This is a genomic window from Pseudomonas glycinae (assembly GCF_001594225.2).
GTDB classification, from domain to species: Bacteria; Pseudomonadota; Gammaproteobacteria; order Pseudomonadales; family Pseudomonadaceae; genus Aquipseudomonas; species Aquipseudomonas glycinae.
In genome coordinates this window covers 335,008-358,813 of sequence record NZ_CP014205.2, presented here as the reverse complement: position 1 = coordinate 358,813, position 23,806 = coordinate 335,008, and the positions used below count along the sequence as shown (strand labels likewise).

At 61.1% G+C, this 23,806-nt stretch carries 23 protein-coding genes; 12 read left to right on the top strand and 11 right to left on the bottom strand.

The features are described 5' to 3' along the window. Window positions 1–24 precede the first annotated feature (24 nt). A complete protein-coding gene (flgE, locus tag AWU82_RS01655) occupies window positions 25–1,338 on the top strand; it encodes a flagellar hook protein FlgE (protein ID WP_064383586.1) in 1,314 nt (437 codons plus the stop codon). A 645-nt stretch (window positions 1,339–1,983) separates the two neighbouring features. Here flgE and AWU82_RS01650 read toward each other — a convergent pair. Continuing rightward, window positions 1,984–4,878: a ribonucleoside-diphosphate reductase subunit alpha gene (locus tag AWU82_RS01650; protein WP_011335505.1), complete on the bottom strand. Its 2,895-nt coding sequence runs from the start codon at window positions 4,876–4,878 to the stop codon at window positions 1,984–1,986. Between the two features lie 735 nt (window positions 4,879–5,613). On the opposite strand from AWU82_RS01650, the gene AWU82_RS01645 reads away from it, so the two are divergent. Then, window positions 5,614–6,336: a response regulator gene (locus AWU82_RS01645; RefSeq protein WP_064383584.1), complete on the top strand. Its 723-nt coding sequence runs from the start codon at window positions 5,614–5,616 to the stop codon at window positions 6,334–6,336. Further along, window positions 6,333–7,943 carry an ATP-binding protein gene (locus AWU82_RS01640; protein ID WP_064383583.1) on the top strand — a complete coding sequence of 537 codons (1,611 nt, stop codon included), beginning with the start codon at window positions 6,333–6,335 and terminating at the stop codon, window positions 7,941–7,943. Before AWU82_RS01645 ends, AWU82_RS01640 begins: the two co-directional genes overlap by 4 nt. A gap of 154 nt (window positions 7,944–8,097) precedes the next feature. On the opposite strand, the gene AWU82_RS01635 is transcribed toward AWU82_RS01640, so the two are convergent. Together AWU82_RS01635 and AWU82_RS01630 are read right to left on the bottom strand one after the other, a co-directional pair. After that, window positions 8,098–8,823 (bottom strand): 4'-phosphopantetheinyl transferase family protein, encoded by a 726-nt coding sequence (locus tag AWU82_RS01635; protein WP_064384158.1) that lies wholly within the window; start codon window positions 8,821–8,823, stop codon window positions 8,098–8,100. Between the two features lie 167 nt (window positions 8,824–8,990). Then, window positions 8,991–9,782, bottom strand: coding sequence for a dienelactone hydrolase family protein (locus AWU82_RS01630; RefSeq protein ID WP_064383580.1), 792 nt, complete (start codon window positions 9,780–9,782; stop codon window positions 8,991–8,993). 142 nt (window positions 9,783–9,924) lie between these two features. Here AWU82_RS01630 and AWU82_RS01625 point away from each other — a divergent pair, with 142 nt between their 5' ends. The 3 genes from AWU82_RS01625 (at window position 9,925) to AWU82_RS01615 (ending at window position 12,655) form a co-directional block, all read left to right on the top strand. Then, window positions 9,925–10,530, top strand: a complete 606-nt coding sequence (locus AWU82_RS01625) for a hypothetical protein (protein WP_064383578.1) — start codon at window positions 9,925–9,927, stop codon at window positions 10,528–10,530. Between the two features lie 104 nt (window positions 10,531–10,634). After that, window positions 10,635–11,312, top strand: coding sequence for a response regulator transcription factor (locus tag AWU82_RS01620; protein WP_007957754.1), 678 nt, complete (start codon window positions 10,635–10,637; stop codon window positions 11,310–11,312). Then, window positions 11,309–12,655 carry an ATP-binding protein gene (locus tag AWU82_RS01615; protein WP_041475405.1) on the top strand — a complete coding sequence of 449 codons (1,347 nt, stop codon included), beginning with the start codon at window positions 11,309–11,311 and terminating at the stop codon, window positions 12,653–12,655. The genes AWU82_RS01620 and AWU82_RS01615 overlap by 4 nt, the downstream gene beginning before the upstream one ends. A 234-nt stretch (window positions 12,656–12,889) precedes the next feature. Here AWU82_RS01615 and AWU82_RS01610 read toward each other — a convergent pair whose 3' ends face one another. Further along, a complete protein-coding gene (locus AWU82_RS01610; RefSeq protein ID WP_064383575.1) occupies window positions 12,890–13,888 on the bottom strand; it encodes an AraC family transcriptional regulator in 999 nt (332 codons plus the stop codon). Between the two features lie 353 nt (window positions 13,889–14,241). Here AWU82_RS01610 and AWU82_RS01605 point away from each other — a divergent pair, with 353 nt between their 5' ends. Together AWU82_RS01605 and AWU82_RS01600 are read left to right on the top strand one after the other, a co-directional pair. Further along, window positions 14,242–15,576 carry a dicarboxylate/amino acid:cation symporter gene (locus AWU82_RS01605; protein WP_064383574.1) on the top strand — a complete coding sequence of 445 codons (1,335 nt, stop codon included), beginning with the start codon at window positions 14,242–14,244 and terminating at the stop codon, window positions 15,574–15,576. Between the two features lie 145 nt (window positions 15,577–15,721). Continuing rightward, window positions 15,722–16,903 carry a CaiB/BaiF CoA transferase family protein gene (locus AWU82_RS01600; protein ID WP_064383571.1) on the top strand — a complete coding sequence of 394 codons (1,182 nt, stop codon included), beginning with the start codon at window positions 15,722–15,724 and terminating at the stop codon, window positions 16,901–16,903. A gap of 110 nt (window positions 16,904–17,013) precedes the next feature. Here the strand turns inward: AWU82_RS01600 and AWU82_RS01595 are convergent, their stop codons facing one another. Together AWU82_RS01595 and AWU82_RS01590 are read right to left on the bottom strand one after the other, a co-directional pair. Then, window positions 17,014–17,508 carry a SprT family zinc-dependent metalloprotease gene (locus tag AWU82_RS01595; RefSeq protein ID WP_007957760.1) on the bottom strand — a complete coding sequence of 165 codons (495 nt, stop codon included), beginning with the start codon at window positions 17,506–17,508 and terminating at the stop codon, window positions 17,014–17,016. 172 nt (window positions 17,509–17,680) lie between these two features. Further along, window positions 17,681–18,283, bottom strand: a complete 603-nt coding sequence (locus AWU82_RS01590; protein ID WP_007957761.1) for a Yip1 family protein — start codon at window positions 18,281–18,283, stop codon at window positions 17,681–17,683. Between the two features lie 289 nt (window positions 18,284–18,572). On the opposite strand from AWU82_RS01590, the gene ttcA reads away from it, so the two are divergent. Continuing rightward, the gene (ttcA, locus tag AWU82_RS01585; RefSeq protein WP_011335493.1) at window positions 18,573–19,397 is read left to right on the top strand and encodes a tRNA 2-thiocytidine(32) synthetase TtcA; all 825 of its coding nucleotides are present in this window, start codon (window positions 18,573–18,575) and stop codon (window positions 19,395–19,397) included. 132 nt (window positions 19,398–19,529) lie between these two features. Next, window positions 19,530–20,204, top strand: coding sequence for a DNA-3-methyladenine glycosylase I (locus tag AWU82_RS01580; RefSeq protein ID WP_064383569.1), 675 nt, complete (start codon window positions 19,530–19,532; stop codon window positions 20,202–20,204). Window positions 20,205–20,362: 158 nt separating this feature from the next. Here the strand turns inward: AWU82_RS01580 and AWU82_RS01575 are convergent, their stop codons facing one another. From AWU82_RS01575 to arsC, 3 genes are read right to left on the bottom strand one after another with little or no spacing between them, the layout of a single operon-like run. Then, a complete protein-coding gene (locus tag AWU82_RS01575; RefSeq protein WP_011335491.1) occupies window positions 20,363–20,788 on the bottom strand; it encodes a DUF2069 domain-containing protein in 426 nt (141 codons plus the stop codon). Window position 20,789: 1 nt separating this feature from the next. Next, the gene (gene wrbA / locus AWU82_RS01570) at window positions 20,790–21,386 is read right to left on the bottom strand and encodes an NAD(P)H:quinone oxidoreductase (RefSeq protein ID WP_011335490.1); all 597 of its coding nucleotides are present in this window, start codon (window positions 21,384–21,386) and stop codon (window positions 20,790–20,792) included. Then, complete coding sequence (gene arsC, locus AWU82_RS01565; protein WP_064383567.1) at window positions 21,383–21,736, bottom strand: arsenate reductase (glutaredoxin); 354 nt, start codon at window positions 21,734–21,736, stop codon at window positions 21,383–21,385. The genes wrbA and arsC overlap by 4 nt, the downstream gene beginning before the upstream one ends. Before the next feature lie 114 nt (window positions 21,737–21,850). Between arsC and AWU82_RS01560 the strand changes: the two genes are divergently transcribed. Then, window positions 21,851–22,318 (top strand): TlpA disulfide reductase family protein, encoded by a 468-nt coding sequence (locus tag AWU82_RS01560; protein WP_064383565.1) that lies wholly within the window; start codon window positions 21,851–21,853, stop codon window positions 22,316–22,318. A gap of 69 nt (window positions 22,319–22,387) precedes the next feature. On the opposite strand, the gene AWU82_RS01555 is transcribed toward AWU82_RS01560, so the two are convergent. Together AWU82_RS01555 and AWU82_RS01550 are read right to left on the bottom strand one after the other, a co-directional pair. After that, the gene (locus tag AWU82_RS01555) at window positions 22,388–22,792 is read right to left on the bottom strand and encodes an META domain-containing protein (RefSeq protein WP_007957769.1); all 405 of its coding nucleotides are present in this window, start codon (window positions 22,790–22,792) and stop codon (window positions 22,388–22,390) included. Beyond that, window positions 22,792–23,226, bottom strand: a complete 435-nt coding sequence (locus AWU82_RS01550) for a hypothetical protein (protein WP_007957770.1) — start codon at window positions 23,224–23,226, stop codon at window positions 22,792–22,794. The genes AWU82_RS01555 and AWU82_RS01550 overlap by 1 nt, the downstream gene beginning before the upstream one ends. Window positions 23,227–23,359: 133 nt before the next feature. Between AWU82_RS01550 and AWU82_RS01545 the strand changes: the two genes are divergently transcribed. Continuing rightward, window positions 23,360–23,800 carry a hypothetical protein gene (locus AWU82_RS01545; protein ID WP_064383563.1) on the top strand — a complete coding sequence of 147 codons (441 nt, stop codon included), beginning with the start codon at window positions 23,360–23,362 and terminating at the stop codon, window positions 23,798–23,800. Window positions 23,801–23,806: the final 6 nt, after the last annotated feature.

The window sequence follows — 23,806 nt, the reverse complement described above, 5'->3', positions numbered from 1 at the left end:
CTAACCGGCACAAAGGAGTGGAATATGTCTTTCAATATCGGCCTTAGCGGTCTCTATGCAGCCAACAAGCAACTGGACGTGACCGGCAACAACATCGCCAACGTTGCGACCGCCGGTTTCAAATCGTCCCGTGCAGAATTCGAAGACGTTTACTCGGCGACTCGCCTGGGCAGCGGCAGCAAGGTCATTGGTAACGGCGTGCGTCTGGCCAACGTTTCCCAGCAGTTCACCCAAGGCGACATCAACAACACCGGCAACGTGCTGGATATGGGGATCAACGGTTCGGGCTTCTTCACCCTGAGCAACAACGGTTCGATCTCCTACACCCGTGCCGGTACGTTCAAGGTCGACAAGGACGGCTTCATTACCAACACCGACTACACCTCGCGTCTGCAAGGCTACGGTGTGGATTCCAACGGCAAGATCATCAACGGCGTGTTGACCGATCTGAAGATCGACACCTCGAACCTGGCGCCGAAGTCTACCTCGCTGGTGACTTCGACCATCAACCTGAACTCGACGGCTCCGGTGATCGACGACACAGCAGTGGCCGGCAAGTTCGACCCGACCAACCTCGCGACCTACACCAAGTCGTTCAGCACTCCGATCTATGACAGCCAGGGCAACTCCCATGTCATGGATCAGTACATGGTGAAGACCGGCGCCAACACCTGGAAGGTCTACACCCTGGTGGACGGTCGCAACCCGGATGCTACCGGCAGCGATCCGAAAGTCACTGCGCCTGTCGCGTCGACCATGACCTTTGACTCCACTGGCAAGCTGACTCAGGTCAGCACTCCGCCTGCCGTGATCAGCAGCGACCTGAAGCTCACTGGCTGGGTACCGGGCACTGTCACCAACGGTGTGTGGACGGCCAACGGTGCTTCGGCTAACCCGGCCGGCATTACCATTTCGATGGCCAAGACCACTCAATACAACGCTGACACCGCGCGTTCGATCCCGACGCAGGATGGTTATGCCACTGGCCAGATCACCAACCTGACGATCGACGGTACCGGTACGCTGTTCGCCAACTTCAGCAACAACCAGAGCAAGGCTATCGGCCAGGTTGCGCTGGCCAGCTTCACCAACGAGCAGGGCTTGCAGCCGATCGGTGGTACCAGCTGGAAAGAAACCTTCGCTTCGGGTATCCCGGGCTACGATGCACCGGAAACCGGTACGCTGGGTTCGGTTGTTTCGAACTCGCTGGAAGAGTCCAACGTTAACCTGACCAATGAGCTGGTTGATCTGATCAAGGGTCAGAGTAACTATCAGGCGAATGCCAAGACCATTTCGACTCAGAGCACTATCATGCAGACCATCATTCAGATGACCTGATTTCTGGGTTTGGTTTTGTATGGGAGCCCCTCTTTTTGAGGGGCTTTTTTTTGGCTGCGGTTTGGGGTGTTTATCCGTTTCTGCGGGTGTTGCCGCTGGCGGTTTCGCCCTTACGGCGAGTCCCTTTTGCAAACGCCCAAAAGGAACCAAAACGCTGGGCCCCGGCGTTCGGCACCTCGCTTTGGCTCGGTGTTCCTTCGTTACGGGATTCATCCGGGGGCATCGCCTACGGTTTGCTTCGCTGCACCTCCTCTCGATGCATGCGGCTGCGCCGCACGGTCGCTGCGCTCCCACCCCCGGATAAATCCCTCCACTCAGCCTTCCGATGGGGCCGGCACGTCAAAAGCCTTACTCGAGCTAACGCTCATCGTGTTGAGTGGCAAAGGCAAAGGCAAAGGCAAAGGCAGGCGCGGGATGTTTGCTTTTTAAGGTTTGAGTTCAGCTCGGTCTTTCACGTCGGCGTACCTCCCCCAAACACCTCGGTCAGTTCCCTCTCCCTCTGGGCGGTCCGACGTTTCGGGAGGGCTAGGGTGAGGGGGCTTTTGCTTTTGCTTTTTGCGCGGTCAAAAGAAAACCCCCGACAAACCAGAAGTCTGTCGGGGGCTTCTCGGATCAGGCGTTTCGCAACGCCTGATTCAGCTCAGCTTATTGGCAAGCTTCGCAATCCGGCTCGTCGATGGCGCAAGCCTTTGGCACTGGAGCCGGGCCGGCAGGGGCTGCCAGGACCGAGTCGTCGCCGTGGTTGCCGCCGCTGGATACAGCGTTCAGCTTGCCGGTGTTGATGGTCGACTTCTCGGTGCTGGTCGCGGCCAGGGCACGGAGGTAGTAGGTGGTTTTCAGGCCACGGTACCAGGCCATACGGTAGGTCACGTCCAGTTTCTTGCCCGATGCACCAGCGATGTACAGGTTCAGCGACTGGGCCTGGTCGATCCACTTCTGACGACGGCTGGCGGCGTCAACGATCCACTTGGTGTCCACTTCGAACGCGGTCGCGTAGAGCTCTTTGAGTTCTTGCGGGATGCGCTCGATCTGCTGAACCGAACCGTCGTAGTACTTCAGGTCGTTGATCATGACCGAATCCCACAGACCGCGAGCCTTCAGGTCGCGAACCAGGTACGGGTTGATCACGGTGAATTCGCCCGACAGGTTCGATTTCACGTAGAGGTTCTGGTAGGTCGGTTCGATCGACTGCGATACGCCGGTGATGTTGGCGATGGTCGCGGTCGGTGCGATGGCCATGATGTTCGAGTTACGGATGCCTTTCTGTACACGGGCGCGAACCGGTGCCCAGTCCAGGGACTCGGTCAGGTCGACGTCGATGTACTTCTGGCCACGTGCTTCGATCAGGATCTGTTGCGAGTCCAGCGGCAGTACGCCTTTGGACCACAGCGAACCCTGGAACGTCTCGTACGAGCCGCGCTCGTCGGCCAGGTCGCAGGACGCCTGGATTGCGTAGTAGCTGACCGCTTCCATCGACTTGTCGGCGAACTCGACGGCAGCGTCGGAACCGTAAGGGATGTGCTGCAGGTACAGCGCGTCCTGGAAGCCCATGATGCCCAGACCGACCGGACGGTGGCGGAAGTTGGAGTTCTTCGCCTGCGGTACCGAGTAGTAGTTGATGTCGATCACGTTGTCGAGCATGCGCACGGCGACGTCGATGGTGCGCTTGAGCTTGGCGGTGTCCAGCTTGCCGTCGACGATGTGGTTCGGCAGGTTGATCGAGCCCAGGTTGCAGACCGCGATCTCGTCCTTGTTGGTGTTCAAGGTGATCTCGGTGCACAGGTTCGAGCTGTGAACAACGCCGACATGCTGCTGCGGGCTACGCAGGTTGCACGGATCCTTGAAAGTCAGCCATGGGTGGCCGGTTTCGAACAGCATCGACAGCATCTTGCGCCACAGGTCTTTGGCCTGGATGGTCTTGAACAGCTTGATCTTGCCCGGGTATTCGGTCAGGGCTTCGTAGTACTCGTAGCGCTCTTCGAAGGCCTTGCCGGTCAGGTCGTGCAGGTCCGGAACTTCGGATGGCGAGAACAGGGTCCACTTGCCGTCATCGAAGACGCGCTTCATGAACAGGTCAGGAATCCAGTTGGCGGTGTTCATGTCGTGGGTACGACGACGGTCATCACCGGTGTTCTTGCGCAGCTCGATGAACTCTTCGATGTCCATGTGCCAGGTTTCCAGGTAGGCACACACAGCGCCTTTGCGCTTGCCACCCTGGTTAACGGCGACGGCGGTGTCGTTCACTACTTTCAGGAACGGAACCACGCCTTGCGACTTGCCGTTGGTGCCCTTGATGTACGAACCCAGCGCACGAACCGGGGTCCAGTCGTTGCCCAGGCCACCGGCGAATTTCGACAGCATGGCGTTGTCGTGGATCGCGTGGTAGATGCCCGACAGGTCATCCGGCACGGTGGTCAGGTAGCAGCTCGACAGTTGAGGACGCAGGGTACCGGCGTTGAACAGCGTCGGAGTCGAAGCCATGTAGTCGAACGAGGACAGCAGGTTGTAGAACTCGATCGCACGGTCTTCTTTCTGCTTCTCTTCGATGGCCAGGCCCATGGCCACGCGCATGAAGAAGATCTGCGGCAGTTCGAAACGCACGCCATCCTTGTGGATGAAGTAACGGTCGTACAGGGTCTGCAGGCCGAGGTAGGTGAATTGCTGGTCGCGCTCGTGGTTGATCGCCTTGCCCAGTTTTTCCAGGTCGAAGGAAGCCAGCACAGGGTTCAGCAGTTCGAACTCGATACCTTTGGCCACGTAGGCCGGGAGGGCCTTGGCGTACAGGTCGGCCATTTCGTGGTGAGTGGCGCTCTCGGCCACGCCCAGGAAGCCCAGGCCTTCGGCGCGCAGGGTGTCCATCAGCAGGCGGGCGGTCACGAACGAGTAGTTCGGCTCGCGCTCGACCAGGGTACGGGCGGTCATTACCAGAGCGGTGTTGACGTCGTTCAGGGCCACGCCGTCGTACAGGTTCTTCAGGGTTTCGCGCTGGATCAGGTCGCCGTCGACTTCGGCCAGGCCTTCGCAGGCTTCGGTGACGATGGTGTTCAGGCGGCCCATGTCCAGCGGCGCGAGGCTGCCGTCGGCGCGGGTGATGCGGATCGACGGATGCGCCTGTACCGGAGCTTCGGCGGTGGTGCGGGTGGCGCGTTCCTTGGAGCGGGCATCGCGGTAGATCACGTAGTCGCGAGCTACTTTCTGCTCGCCGGCACGCATCAGGGCCAGTTCGACCTGGTCCTGGATTTCTTCGATGTGGATGGTGCCGCCCGATGGCATGCGACGCTTGAAGGTCGCGGTGACCTGTTCGGTCAGGCGGGCAACGGTGTCGTGGATTCGCGACGAAGCGGCAGCGGTGCCGCCCTCAACTGCGAGAAACGCTTTGGTGATAGCGACGGTGATCTTGTCATCGGTGTAAGGAACGACAGTGCCATTACGCTTGATCACGCGCAGTTGACCAGGCGCGGTGGCAGCCAGATCCGAATTCGAATCGGCGGCCTGCGGCAAGGTGCCCTGCGGGTTCTCGCGAGTTGTGTCGGTTTGCATGGGGGGTGATCTCCACATTCTCTATGTTTGTTTGGGCACCATCATGGTGCTCACCGTTCTGGTCCGAAGCACTACAACCGACGAGCGTCGGGCATAACAACTTCGGATCAGTAGGAAAAAGGCTAATGACGCCGCATCCTTGCCGAAGTTTTCGGCCGCGAGCCAAGGCTCGAGCCGGGTTACTTCCAGGGTGACAGTAACGACTGCAACACCCGTACCGTTCCGGTCGTTGCCAACCTGAAAAACGGTGCCATCCGCAGTGCGGTTTGGGCTTTGAAAAACTTGCTTGGTTCAACCGGAAACCGGCAATAAAGCACTTGAGTTTCAGGTCTGAAATGTGGTTGGGCTCTAGAACGGAAAACCCTATATGTAGGGGGTCTCTTTGCGCCGTGCTACAAGATAATGCGTTTCGAGGGGGCTTGCAACGTACGAGCTGTGGATAAACCTGTGCGTAAATTGTGTAAGAAACCAGGAATTCCCGTGTAGGCCGCTAACCTGCTGAGCTAGACCGTTTGTCACTGTTTTTCAGTCGGGAAAAACGCTTCAGCGGATTTTTAAGGGCGCGAACCCTATCACAAAAATCCGCCTTGTCCGAACGCATTTACCGACTTGTGTTCTGGCTGTACGCCGTTTATACAATCGGCCCATGCGCACGCATTCTTATCCTCCTTAAAGATGACAAAAAGACGGGAGGATCCTTCCTTTATAGGCAGCATCGGCAAGCAGAGGTCACCCGTGGAGCAAGAAGCCTGGCAGGTATTGATAGTCGAGGACGACCAGCGACTGGCCGAACTGACCCGCGAATACCTGCAAGCCAACGGATTGCGCGTGGAAATCGAAGGCAACGGTGCACTGGCGGCGGCGCGGATCATCAAGGAGCAGCCGGATCTGGTGATCCTCGACCTGATGCTCCCCGGCGAAGACGGCCTGAGCATCTGTCGCAAGGTGCGCGACCGCTACGACGGGCCGATCCTGATGCTCACCGCGCGTACCGATGACGCTGACCAGATCCTCGGCCTCGACCTCGGCGCCGACGACTATGTCTGCAAACCGGTGCGCCCGCGGCTGCTGCTGGCGCGCATCCAGGCGTTGCTGCGACGCAGTGACACACCGGAGGCGCCGGCGGGCAATCCGCGTCGGCTGCAATTCGGCCCGCTGGTGGTGGACAACGCCTTGCGCGAAGCGTGGCTCAGTGACAGCGGTATCGAGTTGACCAGTGCCGAATTCGATCTGCTCTGGCTGCTGGTGTCCAACGCCGGACGGATCCTGTCCCGGGAAGAAATCTTCACCGCGTTGCGTGGCATCGGTTACGACGGCCAGGACCGCTCGATCGATGTGCGCATTTCGCGCATCCGCCCGAAAATCGGCGATGACCCCGATCACCCGCGCCTGATCAAGACCATTCGCAGCAAAGGCTACCTGTTCGTGCCGGAAGCCTGCGCAGAACTGCCGCTGTGAATTCGATCTTCCTGCGCATCTATGGTGGCATGTGCGCGGCGCTGATTCTGGTGGCGGTACTCGGCGTGCTGGCGCTGCACCTGCTCAACCAGGTGCGCAGCGAACAATACCGCGAGCGTCTGGCCCACGGCACGTTTTCGCTGATGGCCGACAACCTGCAACCGATGAACGAAACCGAGCGCCATCGCGCCTTGCTGGTGTGGGAGCGGCTGCTCGGAATTCCGCTGGCATTGAAAACCTTTGCTCAGACCGATCTCGACCTGACCCAGCGCACTCGCGTGCAGCGCGGCCAAGCCCTGGTGGAGCAGACCGGGCCGCATGCGGCCAAGGTCTACCGGATGGTCAGCGACAAGGAGCAGCTTGTGCTGGTGGGCGAGGTCCAGCAAATCAGCGAGCAACTGGCCCGGGCGACCATTTACCTGTTGGCCGATGAGCTGGTGCGGGTGCCGGTGGGCGAGCAACCCAAACGCCTGGCGCAATTGAAGGAAGAAAAAGGCTTTGGCTTTGATTTGCGGCTGGTCACCGTCAGCGACGCGGACATGGACGAAGACCAGAGCCGTCGGGTATCCGAAGGCGATACGGTGATGGCGCTGGGCAAGGGCGGCGATTCGATCCGGGTGTTCGCCGGGATGGTCGGCACGCCGTGGGTACTGGAAATCGGGCCGCTGTATCAGATGAACCCGTACCCGCCGGAATGGCTGGTTTTGATCGCCGCCCTCGGCCTGACCCTGATCGGCCTGATCGTCTATTTATTGGTGCGCCAGCTCGAACGGCGTCTGCGCGGGCTCGAAGCGGCTGCCACGCGCATCGCCAAGGGCAGTCTGGAAACTCGGGTGCCGGCCCGGGGTGCCGACTCGGTGGGCAAGCTGGCGGCAGCGTTCAACGGCATGGCCGAGCACTTGCAGCAGTTGCTCGCCATTCAGCGTGAACTGGTGCGCGCGGTGTCCCACGAACTGCGCACGCCGGTGGCGCGCCTGCGTTTCGGGCTGGAGATGATCGGCTCGGCCACCACCCCGCAGGCGCTGGAAAAATACCGCGAGGGCATGGACCACGACATCGAGGACCTCGACAAGCTGGTCGACGAAATGCTCACGTACGCCCGGCTGGAGCAGGGCTCACCGGCGCTGACCTTCCAGCGCATCGATCTGGATGCGCTGGTCAATCAGGTGATCGAAGAGCTGGCGCCTCTGCGTGCCGAAGTCACGGTGCAACGCGGTCTGTGCCTGTCGGCGGCGGATTGCGATGATGCCTGGGTCGAGGCCGAGCCGCGTTACCTGCACCGCGCCTTGCAGAATCTGGTGAGCAACGCCATGCGCCATGCGCGTTCGAAGGTCACGGTCAGTTATCAGGTCGGGCAGATGCGTTGCCGGGTGGATGTCGAGGACGACGGCCCCGGCGTGCCGGAAACCGCCTGGGAGAAAATCTTCACGCCGTTCCTGCGTCTGGACGACAGTCGCACCCGGGCCTCGGGCGGACACGGGCTGGGCCTGTCGATCGTGCGGCGGATCATCCACTGGCACGACGGCCGGGCGTTGATTGGCAAGAGCAAAAGTCTGGGCGGCGCGTGTTTCAGTCTGAGTTGGCCGAGGAATCAGGAGCGGCGCTGAAGGTTGTGTGGGTTTCGCTGGCCTCATCGCTGGCAAGTCGAATCGTCGCACCGCAGCTCCCACAGTGCCTGCGATGAACTCAGACTTTGTGTACACCTTCGAACCTGTGGGAGCTGGCTTGCCAGCGATGAGGCCCGAACAGGCGCTAAAAACTTCAGGCAGGAATGCTGACCAGACTCAGCAACTGCCCGTCCTGCACACCGAATTGCGCATCAAGCTCCGTACCGTTGCGCCATTCGCTGGACAGATCCGTGAGCAGCCGCAGCCGCACCTGACCCTGTTCATTCCATTCCAGCACCTCGGCGTGCTCGAAGTAGAAGCGCTGCTGCACGATCGGGTACAACGCCTTGAACAGGCTTTCTTTCACCGAAAAGGTCAGGGTCACCCACAACGCGATCTGATCCCGGGAGCCGGCGGCCATGCGCTGCAATTCCGGTGGGGTCAGGATCTCTCCGGCCAGTCGTTCGGCGCGTTCGGCGTTGAGCAGGTTCTCCAGATCCATGCCCAGTCCGCGCCAGTGCTGTCTGTTGGCGACAATCGCCGCTGCACGGCCGGTGCTGTGGGTGATCGAGCCGCAGATGTGCGCCGGCCAAATGGGCGCGCGATCCTCGCCGATCGCCGGAACAATGCTCGAGCCTTCCAGCTGCTGCAACGCCGCCCGTGCACAAATCCGCCCGGCAAGAAATTCCGCCTGACGCTTGGCCACCGAACGCTGAATGCTCGGCGGCGGCTCGATGGCGCTGCGGCGGAAGTCATCGCCGAGCAGCTGCGACGGGTCGAAATGGGTGCTCAACAGCACGGTGTCAGGCAATACCTTCGGCAGCGGCCAATGGGCATCGAGCGGAGTGCAGCAGGCGGGGAGGAAAGGGCTGGCAGTCATGTCGGCATTTTGCCGGGTTGTCTTCAGGCTGGATAGTGCCGACATGATCGTTCCCACGCTCTGCGTGGGAATTCAGCCCGGGACGCTCCGCGTCCCTTCGCCGTGTGACGCAGAGCGTCACTGTATGCATTCCCACGCGGAGCATGGGAACGATCAGCAACAGGGGTTCAGCCAAAGATTTTCTTGAAGAACGCCTGCATGTCCGACCAGGATTTTTCATCGGCGGCCTTGTTGTAGCCGATATCCGGGCCACCGTGATCGCCGTGGCTCAGGCGATCCGCGTCAGGATTGCTGAAGCCGTGCTTGGCACCGTCGAGGCTGACGAATTGATAGTCGGCGCCGGCCTTGTCCATTTCCGACTTGAACGCCGCGACGTTGTCCGGGGTGACCATGCTGTCCAGCGCGCCGTGTTCGACGAGAATTTTCGCCTTCACGCTGCCCGGCGCAGCCGGGGTCTTGGTGGCCAACGCACCGTGGAAACTCACCACGCCGGCCAGCGGCACACCCTGACGCGCGGCATTCAGCACCACGCCACCGCCGAAGCAGTAACCGATGGCGGCGATTTTATCCTTATCGGTCTGCGGCTGTTTCTTCAACAGATCCAGCCCGGCCTGAAAGCGCTTGCTCGCTGCATCGGCGTTCTGCGTGGCGGCTTGCATGAACGCCATCGCGTCTTTCGGGTGTTCGGTGTTCTTGCCTTCACCGTACATGTCGATGGCCAGCGCGCTGTAGCCGAGCCCGGCGAGATCCCGGGCGCGACGCTTGGCGTAGTCGTTCAGTCCCCACCATTCATGCACCACCACCACGCCGGGGCGCGGGCCCTTGATCGCGTCGTCGTAGGCGTAGTAACCGATCAGCTTGGTGCCGTCAGCACTCTGATAGGGGATTTCCTCGGTCTTGATCGCAGCCTGGCTTAGGCCGCTGAAGACAAGGAGGGCGAGGGTTAGAAGCAGGCGCATGATCGGGTCTCCTGACAATAAAGGGTCAAAACAGCCTAGTTCATTTCATTCAGGCCAGGTTCAGAGAGCGTTCAGGGGCGGTACAGGGGAGGGGCAGTAACCTTGCGCCATACCCAAACAGCACTGTGAAAGAGGAAACTCCATGACTCGTTTAAATAAACTGCTGCTGGCTTTTACCGTAATGAGCGCCAGTATCGCGGCCCACGCCGACACCACCAGCAACTTCGCCGGCCTGACCTTTGGCCAGACCAGCGACAAGATCAAAAAATCCAACGCCCTGAACGACAACCTCGACCACCCGGACGCCACTGCGGCCATCGACGGCAACAACACCTACGGCCTGCGCCTGGGTCAGCAAAACAGCCAGGGTCGCTACTACGCCACCTACGACAACGTGTCGGGCTCGCACAATGGCATTAAACTGCGCCAGGAAAACCTGCTGGGCAGCTACGATCTGTTCTACCCGGTGGGCGGCAGCACCAAGCTGTTCGGCGGTGCCACGGCCGGTCTGACCAAGTTGACCCAGGATTCGCCGGGCTACAGCCGCGACAGCGACATCGGTTACGCGGTCGGCGGTCAGTTCGGTGTGCTGCAGCAAGTCTCGCAGAACACCTCGGTCGAACTCGGTTACCGTTACCTGCGCAGCAACGCCAGCACCGAGATGAAAGAGAGCGGCGGCAGCAAGCAAGGCTCGCTGGACTTGACCAGCAGCGCCCAGACTTACCTGTCGGCCAACTACGCTTTCTAAGCGATTGGCGTCAGGCCCGCGCCGGGTCGTCCTTCGAGGGGCGACCCGGCGCAGCCATGTGAGGCGAAAGCCTTTGGAGTTGTCGATTTACCCGGGAGAGCGTCATGAAACTGTTGGTTGTCGAAGATGAAGCGCTGTTGCGCCATCACCTGCAAACCCGCCTGACGGAGAGCGGTCACGTGGTCGAGTCCGTGGCCAATGCCGAAGAGGCGTTGTACCAGACCGGGCAATTCAACTTTGACCTGGCGGTGATCGACCTTGGCCTGCCGGGCATGGGTGGGCTTGACCTGATCCGCCAGCTGCGCTCGGGTGGCAAGACGTTTCCGATCCTGATCCTCACCGCGCGCGGCAACTGGCAGGACAAGGTCGAAGGCCTGGCCGCTGGCGCCGACGATTACGTGGTCAAGCCGTTCCAGTTCGAAGAACTCGAAGCGCGGCTCAATGCCTTGCTGCGCCGCTCCAGCGGTTTCACCCAGTCGACCATCGTCGCCGGCCCGCTGTTGCTGGATCTGAATCGCAAGCAGGCGACCCTCGACGAGCAACCGCTGGCGCTGACCGCCTACGAATACCGGATTCTCGAATACCTCATGCGTCATCACCAGCAAGTGGTGCCCAAGGATCGGCTGATGGAGCAGCTGTACCCGGATGACGACGAGCGCGATCCGAACGTGATCGAAGTGCTGGTCGGCCGTCTGCGCCGCAAGCTCGAAGGCCCGGCCGGGTTCAAGCCGATCGACACCGTGCGCGGCCTCGGTTACCTGTTCAATGAGCGCTGCACTTGATCCGTTCCCTTCGCGTCCGGCTGATGCTCGCCGCCACCACCCTGGCGGTGTTGTTCATGCTCGCGTTGCTCCCGGCGATGCAGGGCGCTTTCAGCCTGGCGCTGCAGGACTCGATCGAGCAACGGCTGGCGTCCGATGTCACCACGCTGATCTCCGCCGCACGGGTTGAAAACAACCGCTTGATGATGCCGGCACAGTTGCCCGACGAGCGCTTCAACCTCACGGACAATCGCCTGCTCGGCTACATCTATGACCGCGAAGGGCACCTGGTCTGGCGCTCGAAGGGCACTCAGGAAGAGAAGATCAACTACACGCCGCGCTACGACGGCCTCGGCAACGAGTTCGCGCGGATCCGCGAAGCCAACGGCCAGGAATTCTTCGTCTACGACGTTGAAGTCAAACTGCTTGGTGGCAAGAGCGCGGCCTTCAGTATCGTGGCCCTGCAACCGGTGCGCGAATACGAAACCACCCTCGAAGGGCTGCGGGAAAATCTCTACCTCGGTTTTGGCGCAGCGTTGCTGGTGCTGCTCGCACTGCTGTGGATCGGCCTGACCTGGGGCCTGAAAGCCTTGCGCCGGCTTAGTCAGGAACTCGACGAAATCGAAGGCGGAACCCTCGAAAGCCTCAGCGAACAACACCCGCGCGAACTGCTGCGCCTGACCGGCTCCCTCAACCGCCTGCTGCACAGCGAACGTCAGCAGCGCAGCCGTTACCGCGACTCCCTCGACGATCTGGCCCACAGCCTGAAAACCCCGCTGGCGGTGTTGCAAGGCGTCAGCGAAGACATGGCCCAGCGCCCCGAAGATCGCGACCAGGCATGGGTGCTGCAGACGCAGATCGAACGCATGAGCCAGCAGATCGGCTACCAGTTGCAACGCGCCAGCCTGCGCAAAAGCGGTCTGGTGCGCCATCAGGTGCGCCTGCGCCCGGTGCTGCAAAGCCTGTGCGACACGCTGGACAAGGTCTACCGCGACAAACACGTGCGCGTCGCCTTCGATCTGCCGGAGCACTGTTACGTGCCGATCGAGCAGGGCGCCTTGCTGGAGATGATGGGCAACCTACTGGAAAACGCCTATCGCCTGTGCCTGGGCGAAGTGCGCATCAGCGTGCGCGAAAGTCTGGACGGAATCGAACTGTGCATCGAAGACGACGGCCCCGGCGTACCGCCGGATCAGCGCGCACGGATTCTCGAACGCGGCGAACGCCTGGACCGTCAGCACCCGGGGCAGGGGATCGGGCTGGCGGTGGTCAAGGACATCATCGAGAGCTACAGCGCCAAGTTGACCCTGGGGGATTCACCGATGGGTGGGGCGGCGTTCAGGATTCATTTTCCTGCGGTGTGAAAACGATCGGCCCTCATCGGAACGCCGCCCGCCTAACCCTCTCCCAGAGGGAGAGGGAACTGATCGAAGTGTCTCTAGAAAATGATCGACCTGAGCGATTTGCATCGAATATGGATTCAACAGCAAGCTTTCAGGTCGGCGTATTTATTGAGCATCCCCCAATCAGTCCCCTCTCCCTCTGGGCGGTCCGACGTTTCGGGAGGGTTAGGGTGAGGGGGCTTTTGATCTTTGGCCTCACTGCTCCTGCGCCCGATACGCCCCCGGCGTCAGCCCCGTCCACTTCTTGAACGCCCGGTGAAACGCCGACGGCTCGGAAAACCCGAGCTGTTCGGCGATCTGTTGCAACGACAGATCGGCCCGCCCCAGGTGATAAATCGCGATGTCCCGCCGCAACTGATCCTTCAATTCCTGAAAACTGGTGCCTTCCTCGCGCAAATGCCGGCGCAGGGTTTGCGGGCTGATGTGCAGGTGCGCGGCCACGGCTTCGAGGTCCGGCCAGCGTGCGCTGTCGTGGCTGAGCAAGCGGCGCAGCCGGCTGCTCAGGCTGTTGCCGTCGTCCGGGCGGGACAGCAGGTCGGCGGGGGAGCGTTCGAGGAAATACTTGAGGGTGCGTTCATCCTGCAACAGCGGCATGTGCAGATAACGGCTGTGAAACACCAGGCTGCTTTGCGTTGCCGAAAATTCCAGCGGGCAGGAAAACAGCAGATCGTATTCCGCCCCGTGCGCCGGTTTCGGGTAGCTGAAGCTCGCCTGTTCCAGACGAATCCGCTGGCCGATCAGCCAGCTGCCGAGGCGATGCCAGATCACCAGCAGGCTCTCGCTGAGAAAGTGATCCGGATCCCACAACTGCGCATCGTCGAGGCTCAGACGTACCCATTCGTCTTCATGGGTCAGGGTCAGGCGCGGGGCTTCGGGGAATAGGCTATAAAACAATAAGCCGCGTTGCAGAGCCTTCTCCAGGCTGCGGCAATGGATGATGGCGTGGCACATCATGGCAAAGCTGCCGGGCTTGCTCGGCGCGTTGCCGAAGCCCAGGTATTCGTCGTCCAGGGCCAGCCACAGGTTCTGGATCAACTGGGTGAATTGTTCCGGGGCGATCCGCGCGCGCGGCTCGTCGAGCAGTTCGGGGCTGATGCCCAGTTGCTGCAGCAGGTCCGAATAGTCGTAACCCGAGCGCCGCGCGCCACCGAGGGCGGCGCGGGCAAAGTGACTGGCGATGGTGCGTTCGCGCATGAGCGGCAGATCCTTCCTCTGGCGACCGATGGTAGCGGCTGCCTTTGATCGGTAACAAGGCGGATTTCCGCCAAATTGTAGGACGAGGTCGGGCGAGTTGGCGGAAATCCGCCACACTTGAGTAACCGAACGGTGACACAGAAAATGCCGTATCCCCTGATATCAAAAGGCTTGCAGCGATTTGCACCAAAGTGGCACGACGTTTGCGATAAGAGCGACAGAAGCGTGCGCCGAGCCGGTCCGGAAAAGCGCCGTTCGACACAACAAATCCCTCCAGTGCAGGAGGGTTCGCAATTCAGGTTTCGCGTTCAACAGATGGATGTTGCCACGCGGGACTCTTGAGGAACTTTGCAATGACGACTCGTCAGCCACTGTACAAATCCCTGTATTTCCAGGTGATCGTCGCAATCTGTATCGGTATTGCGCTCGGCCACTACTACCCGCAGTTCGGCGTGGCCGTAAAGCCGCTGGGTGACGGGTTCATCAAACTGATCAAAATGATCATCGCCCCGATCATCTTCTGCACCGTGGTCAGCGGTATCGCCGGCATGCAGAACATGAAATCGGTCGGCAAGACCGGCGGTTACGCACTTCTGTACTTTGAAATCGTTTCGACCATCGCCCTGCTGGTCGGCCTGATCGTGGTCAACATCGTGCAACCGGGCAACGGCATGCACATCGACGTCAGCACCCTCGACGCCTCAAAAGTCGCGACCTATGTTGCTCAAGGCGCAGACCAGAGCGTTGTCGGCTTCCTGCTCAACGTGATCCCGACCACCATCGTCGGCGCGTTCGCCACCGGTGACATCCTGCAAGTGCTGATGTTCTCGGTGATCTTCGGTTTCGCCCTGCACCGCCTGGGTGCCTACGGCAAGCCGATCCTGGACTTCATCGATCGCTTCGCCCACGTGATGTTCAACATCATCAACATGATTATGAAGCTCGCGCCAATCGGTGCCTTCGGTGCGATGGCGTTCACCATCGGTGCCTACGGTGTCGGCTCGCTGGTGCAGCTGGGTCAACTGATGATCTGCTTCTACATCACTTGCCTGGCGTTCATCCTGATCGTGCTCGGCGGTATCGCTCGCATGCACGGCTTCAGCGTGCTGAAGATGATCCGCTACATCCGAGAAGAGCTGCTGATCGTCCTGGGTACTTCCTCTTCGGAATCGGTACTGCCACGCATGCTGATCAAGATGGAGCGTCTGGGCGCGAAGAAATCGGTGGTGGGTCTGGTGATCCCGACCGGCTACTCGTTCAACCTCGACGGCACCGCAATCTACCTGACCATGGCGGCCGTGTTCATCGCTCAGGCGACCGACACCCACATGGACATCACTCACCAGATCACCCTGCTGGTGGTGTTGCTGCTGTCCTCCAAAGGCGCCGCCGGTGTGACCGGTTCGGGCTTCATCGTGCTGGCGGCCACCCTGTCGGCGGTAGGTCACCTGCCGGTGGCCGGTCTGGCGCTGATCCTGGGTATCGACCGCTTCATGTCCGAAGCCCGTGCCCTGACCAACCTGGTCGGCAACGCCGTTGCCACCATCGTTGTGGCCAAGTGGGTCAAGGAGCTGGACACCGACGTGCTGCAATCCGAGCTGGCCTCGGGCGGTCGCGGTATCTCCGACGAGCGTGAAGAAGATGACCTGGGTGTGGCCGAAGGCCCGACCCCGAGCAATGTGAAGTAAGCATCGCTTGAATGGAAAAACCCGCCTCGGCGGGTTTTTTCTTGCCTGCTGTTTGAGCGCAACGGTCAGCGCAACTGATGCATCCGGTAATTGCCCCATCGCCGAGGGCTGCCTAGGCTGCATGCATCGTTGATGGAGATTGCCCATGTCTGCACCGTTGGCCTCACTGAAGATTCTGGATTTCTCGACCCTGCTGCCGGGGCCGTTCGCCTCGCTGCTGCTGGCGGACATGGGCGCCGAAGTGCTGCGCATCGAGTCGCCGACCCGTCTCGACCTGGTGCGGGTGTTGCCGCCCCACGATCACGGTGTCTCGGCCAGTCACGCTTATCTCAATCGCAACAAGCGCAGCCTGGCCCTGGACCTCAAGCAGCCCGAGGCGCTGGAGCTGGTGAAGCAGTTGCTGGTGGATTACGACATCGTGCTGGAGCAATTCCGACCCGGAGTGATGGAGCGCCTGGGGCTGGGTTACGAGACGCTGAAGGCGATCAATCCGAAGCTGATTTACGTGTCGATCACCGGTTACGGCCAGACCGGACCGTACAAGGATCGCGCCGGCCACGACATCAACTATCTGGCGCTGGCCGGGCTCTCCAGCTACACCGGGCGCGCCGACAGCGGGCCGTTGCCGCTGGGCATGCAGGTGGCGGATGTGGCGGGCGGCTCGCTGCACGGGGTAATCGGCCTGTTGGCGGCGGTGATTTCCCGCCAGCAAACCGGGCAGGGCACCCATCTGGACGTGAGCATGACCGATTGCGCGTTCAGCCTGAATGCCATGGCCGGTGCCGGGTATCTGGCCTGCGGCGAGGAGCCGGGCTGGGAAGATCAGATGCTCAATGGCGGCAGCTTCTACGATTACTACCGCTCCCGCGACGGGCGCTGGATGTCGGTGGGCAGTCTGGAGCCGGCCTTCATGCAGCAACTGTGTGCGGCGCTGGGCCGGCCGGAACTGGCGGCGCAGGGTTTGTCGCCCAAACCCGAGCAGCAGCGGGCGCTCAAGGACGACTTGAAGGTCGAGTTCGAGAAGCATGACTTTGCCGAACTGTGCGAGCTGTTCGCCGGGATCGATGCCTGTGTCGAACCGGTGTTGAACCTGGGCGAGGCGGTGCAGCATCCGCAATTGCAGGCGCGGGAACTGGTGACGCAGGTGCCGCGTGGGGATGGCTCGGTGCAGGCGCAGATCGCGTGTCCGCTGAAGTTTTCCGAGGCGTTGCCGGCGCCGCGGCATGTCGGGGCGGCGCTGGGGCAGCATACGGATCAGGTGTTGGGGGAATTGGGCTTGAGCCCTGAGCGGATTGCCGAACTGCGTGCCGCGAAAGTGGTTTTGTAGCTCGTTCCCACGCTCTGCGTGGGAATGCCGCCATGGACGCTCCGCGTCCACTGTGACGCAGAGCGTCACGTAATACATTCCCACGCAGAGCGTGGGAACGAGATGGGGGCTTACTCCACCCGCATCTCGCCACTGAACACCAATGTGTTGCGGCAACGCCGGCACAGATAGCGCCGCCCCTGCCTGACCAGGCTATGGCGCTGGGCCGAAAACGGAAAATCGCTATCCGCACACGGGCATTTATAGATGTAGCGGGTCACGCTGCGCCGTTTGACTTCATAGGTATGGCAACGGTCCGGCGGCAATTCGTAAACGCCGCGCATGATCAGTTGCCACTCCTCGCCGTGGGGCTGGATGCGATCGCCGAACAGCTGATGGGCGATCAGGTGCGCGACTTCGTGGGCCACGGTCTGCTTGAGGAAATGTTCGGTGTTTTCCCGGTACAGCTGCGGATTGAAGCGCAGCAGGTTCTCGTGCAGATGCGCGACCCCGGCTTTTTGCCCGCGCAGCTTGAGGCTCACCACGGGGCGTTTGAAGGGACGTTTGAAAAAGGATTCAGCGAGTTGGAAACAGTCTTCGACGCGGGTATTGAGTTGCTCGGGCATGCTTGATGGATCTCCAGAGATTTGGAGTATGCCGCAACCTTTCGGCGTTGCGTATCGCCAAACTGCCGAATGGTCGCGACGTTTATTCCAGGCATGAGAAGGCCGCCTTGCGGCGGCCTGTGTTGGCGGATCTTGTTCTTCTCGGCGTTGCGGCCAGCTAATTCGTGGCTCTCTAATTTGTGTAGACGGGCCCCACGCCCAGTCCCCAGACAATCACGGTAAACGCCATGATGGCGACCAGCACCACCAGACCCACCGCCAGCACCGAGCTGGAAAACAGGAACCCCTCGTCGGACGGAATGTTCATGAAGGTCGGCAGCCCCACATACAACAGGTACACCGTGTAGCAGATGGCCGCCGTGCCGACGATCATCCCCAGCCACATGTGCGGATAAAGCGCCGCCAGCCCACCGACGAACAACGGTGTCGCGGTGTAGGTGGCAAATGCCACGCAACGGGCCAGGCTCGGGTTGGCGTCATACGTGCGGGCCATCCAGTGCACGAAGGCACCCATGACCGCGACCCCGCCGAGCATCGCCAGGTAAGACATGATCGTCATCCACAACGCGCTTTCGACGGTGAGCATCACCGGTGCGCGGTTGCCGATCACCCAGCCGACCTGAGTCGTGCCGATAAATGCCGAAACAGCGGGGATCGCCGCCAGAATCAGCGTGTGCGTCAGGTACATGTGGCTGATGCTTTCTTCCTGGTCGCCACGGATTTCCTTCCATTCCTGATCGGGGTGGGTAAAAAGTCCCACTACGTGATGGATCATGCCAGTCACTCCTCTCGTTATTGCCATCGCCCCCCAGCGGAGCGCCTACGGGCCAATGCGGCCGAGCAAATACAGGTCTTCAGATTGTGTGCGACCTTATGTCGCAGTATAGAAAGGTCTTAACCGCACAGGTGGTAGGGGCTTAGAGCAAATCGCGCTGTAAAACTTCGGGGTAATCGCGTCGGGGTCTGTGCAAACGGGCATTCGAAGGGGCGACAACCTGTGGCCACAAGCCAAGTGTTTTTGCGTAAAATGCCCGCCTTTCGTCACACCTCACGGATTTCGCGTCATGGGCACTCTTACGGTCAACCAGAACAAACTGCAAAAGCGCCTGCGCCGCCTGGCCGGCGAAGCCGTCACCGACTTCAACATGATCGAAGACGGCGACAAGGTCATGGTCTGCCTGTCCGGGGGCAAGGACAGCTACACCATGCTCGACGTGCTGATGCACCTGCAGAAGGTTGCACCGATCAAGTTCGAGATCGTCGCCGTGAACATGGACCAGAAGCAACCGGGCTTCCCCGAGCACGTGCTGCCGGCCTACCTGAAAGAGCTGGGCATCGAGTACCACATCGTCGAGAAGGACACCTACTCGGTAGTCAAGGAACTGATCCCGGAAGGCAAGACCACCTGCTCGCTGTGCTCGCGCCTGCGTCGCGGCACGCTGTACACCTTCGCCGACGAAATCGGCGCGACCAAAATGGCCCTCGGTCATCATCGCGACGACATCGTCGAGACGTTCTTCCTCAACATGTTCTTCAACGGCAGTCTCAAGGCCATGCCGCCGAAGCTGCGCGCCGACGACGGGCGCAACGTGGTGATCCGTCCACTGGCCTACTGCAACGAGAAAGACATCCAGGCCTACTCGGACTTCAAGCAATTCCCGATCATTCCGTGCAACCTCTGCGGTTCCCAGGAAAATCTGCAACGTCAGGTGGTCAAGGAAATGCTCCAGGACTGGGAGCGCAAGACCCCGGGCCGCACCGAAAGCATCTTCCGCAGCCTGCAGAACGTGATCCCGTCGCAACTGGCTGACCGTAACCTGTTTGACTTCACCAGCCTGAAGATCGACGAGACGGCGGCTTCGCGTTTCGTCAATGTGGTGAACCTGTAACACCGTCACTGTGGGAGCGAGCTTGCTCGCGATTGCGGTGTGTCATCCAGTGTTGATGCCGGCTGACACGACGCTTTCGCGAGCAAGCCCGCTCCCCACATTGGTTTTTCGTTTCATTCAAAAGGAGAGGGCATGCGCGACTACAAGTGGCTGCACGAATACTGTCTGAACCGCTTCGGTTCGGCGGCTGAACTGGAAGCCCATCTGCCCGTTCCCAAGACCCCGGCGCAACTGCGCAAGATCAGCGACGACCGTTATCTCTCGACCATGGCCCTGCGGGTATTTCGTGCCGGGCTCAAGCACAGTCTGGTGGACGCCAAGTGGCCGGCCTTCGAGGAAGTGTTCTTCAAGTTCGACCCGGAAAAGGTCGTGCTGATGAGCGCCGAACACCTTGAGCGGCTGATGCAGGATGCGCGGATCATCCGTCATCTTGGCAAGCTCAAGAGTGTGCCGCGCAATGCGCAGTTCATTCTGGACGTCGAGAAAGACAAGGGCAGCTTCGGCGCGTTGCTCGCTGACTGGCCGGTGACCGACATCGTCGGTTTGTGGACCTATCTGAAAAAGCACGGCCATCAATTGGGCGGGTTGTCGGCGCCACGGTTCTTGCGGATGGTTGGCAAAGACACCTTCGTGCCGAGCTACGACGTGGTCGCGGCGTTGAATGCACAGAAGATCGTCGACAAGGTGCCGACCAGCCTGCGGGATCTGGCGACGGTGCAGAATGCGTTCAACCAGTGGCACGAAGAAAGCGGTGGTCGGCCGATGAGCCAGATCTCGATGATGCTGGCGTACACCGTCAACCATTGAGCTCAGAGTGACTTGATCGTTCCCACGCTCTGCGTGGGAACGCCGCCCGGGACGCTCTGCGTCCCTGAGACGCGGAGCGTCTCTTTATGCGTTCCCACGCAGAGCGTGGGAACGATCCCGGAACCTGTGGGAGCTGGCTTGCCAGCGATAGCGGTCTGTCAGGCGACGGAGACTTCGCCTTCGCCCGCCAGTTTGCGATTCAACTGATACCGCCACCGCACATACAACAGCGCCGAGCAGAACACCGCCAGACTGGCAATCATCTCCAGCACGCCAAACAGCTGTCGGCTCGGGTCATACGCCGCCAGCGCGCCCTTGATGAAATACAGATTCACCACAAAGCACATCCACGAATGCCCGCGTGCGCTACCCATGATCATGCCCGGTGCGAGCACGATCCACGGGATCAGCTCGATCAGCAGAATCACCCACGGCCGTGCGCCATGCAGGTCGGCGAACACCAGGTAATACGCGGCGAGCAGTCCGGCCAGGCCGAAAAAGCACAGCAGACTGATCACCCGCATCGCCCGCACCCGTGGCTCCAGCCACTCGACGGCGGGCAGGACTTTCGGCTTTCTGGCCATCTCAGTTCCCCAGTTTCCGGGCCGTATTGGCCAGACGTGCGCCGAGGGCGCGGCACAGCGCCACTTCGTGCTGATCGAGGCCGCTTTTGCCGTCGGCCCCGGCGTGATGGCTGGCGCCGTACGGCGTGCCGCCGCCCTGGGTTTCCAGCAGCGCCGACTCGCTGTAAGGCAGGCCGGTGATCAGCATGCCGTGGTGCAGCAGCGGCAGCATCATCGACAGCAGGGTGGTTTCCTGACCGCCGTGCAGGCTGGCGGTGGACGTGAACACTCCGGCCGGTTTGCCAACCAGCGCGCCGGTCAGCCACAGGTTGCTGGTGCCATCGAGGAAGTACTTGAGCGGCGCGGCCATGTTGCCAAAACGGGTCGGGCTGCCGAGGGCCAGGCCGGCGCAATTCTTCAGGTCATCCAAAGTGGCGTACAGCGCGCCTTCATCCGGAATGTCCGGCGCCACGGCTTCGCACTCGGTGGAGATCGCCGGCACGGTGCGCAGTCGCGCTTCGAGGCCGGCCTGCTCGACGCCACGGGCAATCTGCCGGGCCATCTCGTTGGTCGAGCCGCTGCGGCTGTAATACAGAACCAGAATGTACGGCGCACTCACGGCAGCAGCTCCAGGATCTGCTCCGGTGGACGGCCGATGACGGCTTTGTCGCCAGCTTCGAGAATCGGTCGCTCCATCAGCTTTGGATGTGCCGCGATCGCTTCAATCAATTGTTTCTCGGTGAGACTGGCATCGGCCAGATTCAAGGTCTTGTACTCGTCTTCGCCGGTGCGCAGCAGTTGCCGTGCGCTGATGCCCAGCTTGCCGAGCAAGGCCTTGATCTGCGCGGCGTCCAGCGGGGTTTCGAGGTAGCGCACCACGGTCGGCGTCAGGCCACGGGCTTCGAGCAGTTCGAGCGCACCGCGGGATTTCGAGCAGCGCGGGTTGTGATAAAGCGTCAGATCGGTCATGGGCGGGTCGCTTCTTGCGTAGAGTGGCGGCTATTCTAACTGTGCAGCGCGCAATCCAGAACCTTGGGAGGCGATGGGTCGCAGGCGCATTCAATTTTTCACAAGGAACACGACATGACACGGGCACTGGCAGCGGCATTGACGATCATCGGGGCGTTGATGCTGGGGGGCTGCGGTAACGACTACGGCATCGACCAGAACGGGCAGAAAGTGGCGTCCGAGCGCCTCGACAAACAATGGGTCGTGCTCAACTACTGGGCCGAATGGTGCGGCCCGTGCCGCACGGAAATCCCGGAACTCAATCACCTGGCCGATGAGCTCAAGGGCAAGAAGATCGGCGTGTTCGGGGTCAATTTCGACAACGTGCAGGGGGAAGAGCTGAAGAGCGCCAGCGAAAAACTGGGCATCAAGTTCACCGTGTTGGCGCAGGATCCGGCGGACCTGTTCGAACTGCCGCGCAGTGAAGCCTTGCCGGTGACTTACATCATCGACAACAAGGGCAAGGTGCGGGAACAGCTGATGGGCGAGCAGACGGCGGCGGGGGTGATGGCGAAGCTCGAGGCATTGCAGGCGACCAACTGATTCGCCTTGGCTGATCGTCGCTGATCGTTCCCACGCAGAGCGTGAGAACGATCATTCAGTGCAGCAGGATCAGCCTTCTTCCAGCCACCAGCGCAACGGCTTGCCTTCAGCTGGCCAGAAGCGCATCTGCTCGATCGGCGAGATGTCCCAGCGTTCCACGTGCTCCAGGGCCTGGAGGAAACGTTGCTCCTGCTCCATCAGCGCCGGTGCGCAGAGTTTGCGGGTCTTGCCGATCTTGCCGAAGCTTAGTTTGTCGCCTTCCAGGGTGTACGGCGCGAACCAGTGGTTGCAACCGCCATTGCCATACGCCCGGCCATCATCGCCGAGGGTCACGGTCAGGTGGCTGTAGTCCATCAGCGGACGCTCGCCGATCCACTCCAGAATGTAGCTGCGGTTCTGCTGCAGTTGCACAGGCTCTGCGGCGCAACCCATCAGGCCGGCGCCGACAGCGGCGGTCAGGGCCAGGTGTTTCATCACGCCGGCTCCTGGCATTTCGGGCACAGATGCTTGTCGCCGACGGCTTTCCAGCCCAGTTCGGCGATGCGGGCAGTGGCGGCCGGTTTTTCCGCAGGTTTGCCCAGCTTGGCGTCCACGGCGAATTCGAAGCTCAGTTCCTTGGCGCAGCTGTCGCAGTTGACCTGCCAGGTGTGGATCGCCAGTTCGCCAAATACCGGGCCGGTGGTCATGGCAGTCCACTGACCTGGCGGATTGATCAAGTGGCGGACAGTGTCGACGGTCAGGCGCATGGACAAGTCCTTGCTGCCTTTAAGGGTCACGACGAGCACGTCGCCGATGCGGATCGAGCCACCGTTGCCGGTGACCTGATAGCGGCCCGGAACCAGGGCGCGGCATTCGGTGAGGGTATGTTGCGGGTTCATCAGGGTGTAGCGGAAATCGTGTTCGACCATGGGTCCTCCAAATATGCGCGACATGCTAGCACGGGCTTGATTGCAGAATGATGCGCGCGTGCGACCTTCGATCCGGTTCAAATCGACACCGCAGTCGTGGCAAACTGCCGCCTTCATTTTCAAGGAACGGAACATGGCGCTGATCGAATGTTATGAATGCAAGCGGAGCATCAGCTCCGAAGCCACGGCGTGCATTCATTGCGGAGCTCCGCTGGCAGAGGCGCAGGCGCCTCAAGCCGAAAAGGGCACATCGACGATTTCCTTTGGCAGCCTGCCGCGTAACAAGGCTGTGCCCGAGGCCTTCGTTCCGCCGCCGGCCCCCGAGCGGCCGAAGATCATGCCGGCTGCTGCGGGGCGACGTCGTCGTTCGCAGCCGGTCGAGCCGGTGCTGAACCCGGACGGCTCGCGCCCGGTGGAAGGCTGGCTGAAGATCATGGCGTTTCTGATGCCGCTGGTGTTTGTCTGGTTCCTGCTGCGCAGCGGGCACTCCCTCAAACAACGTTTGCTGGGATTCGGCTGGCTGGCGCTGTTGATCCTGTGCGTGGCGATTACGCCGACGCCGCCTCCGGTCTGAGTCCGT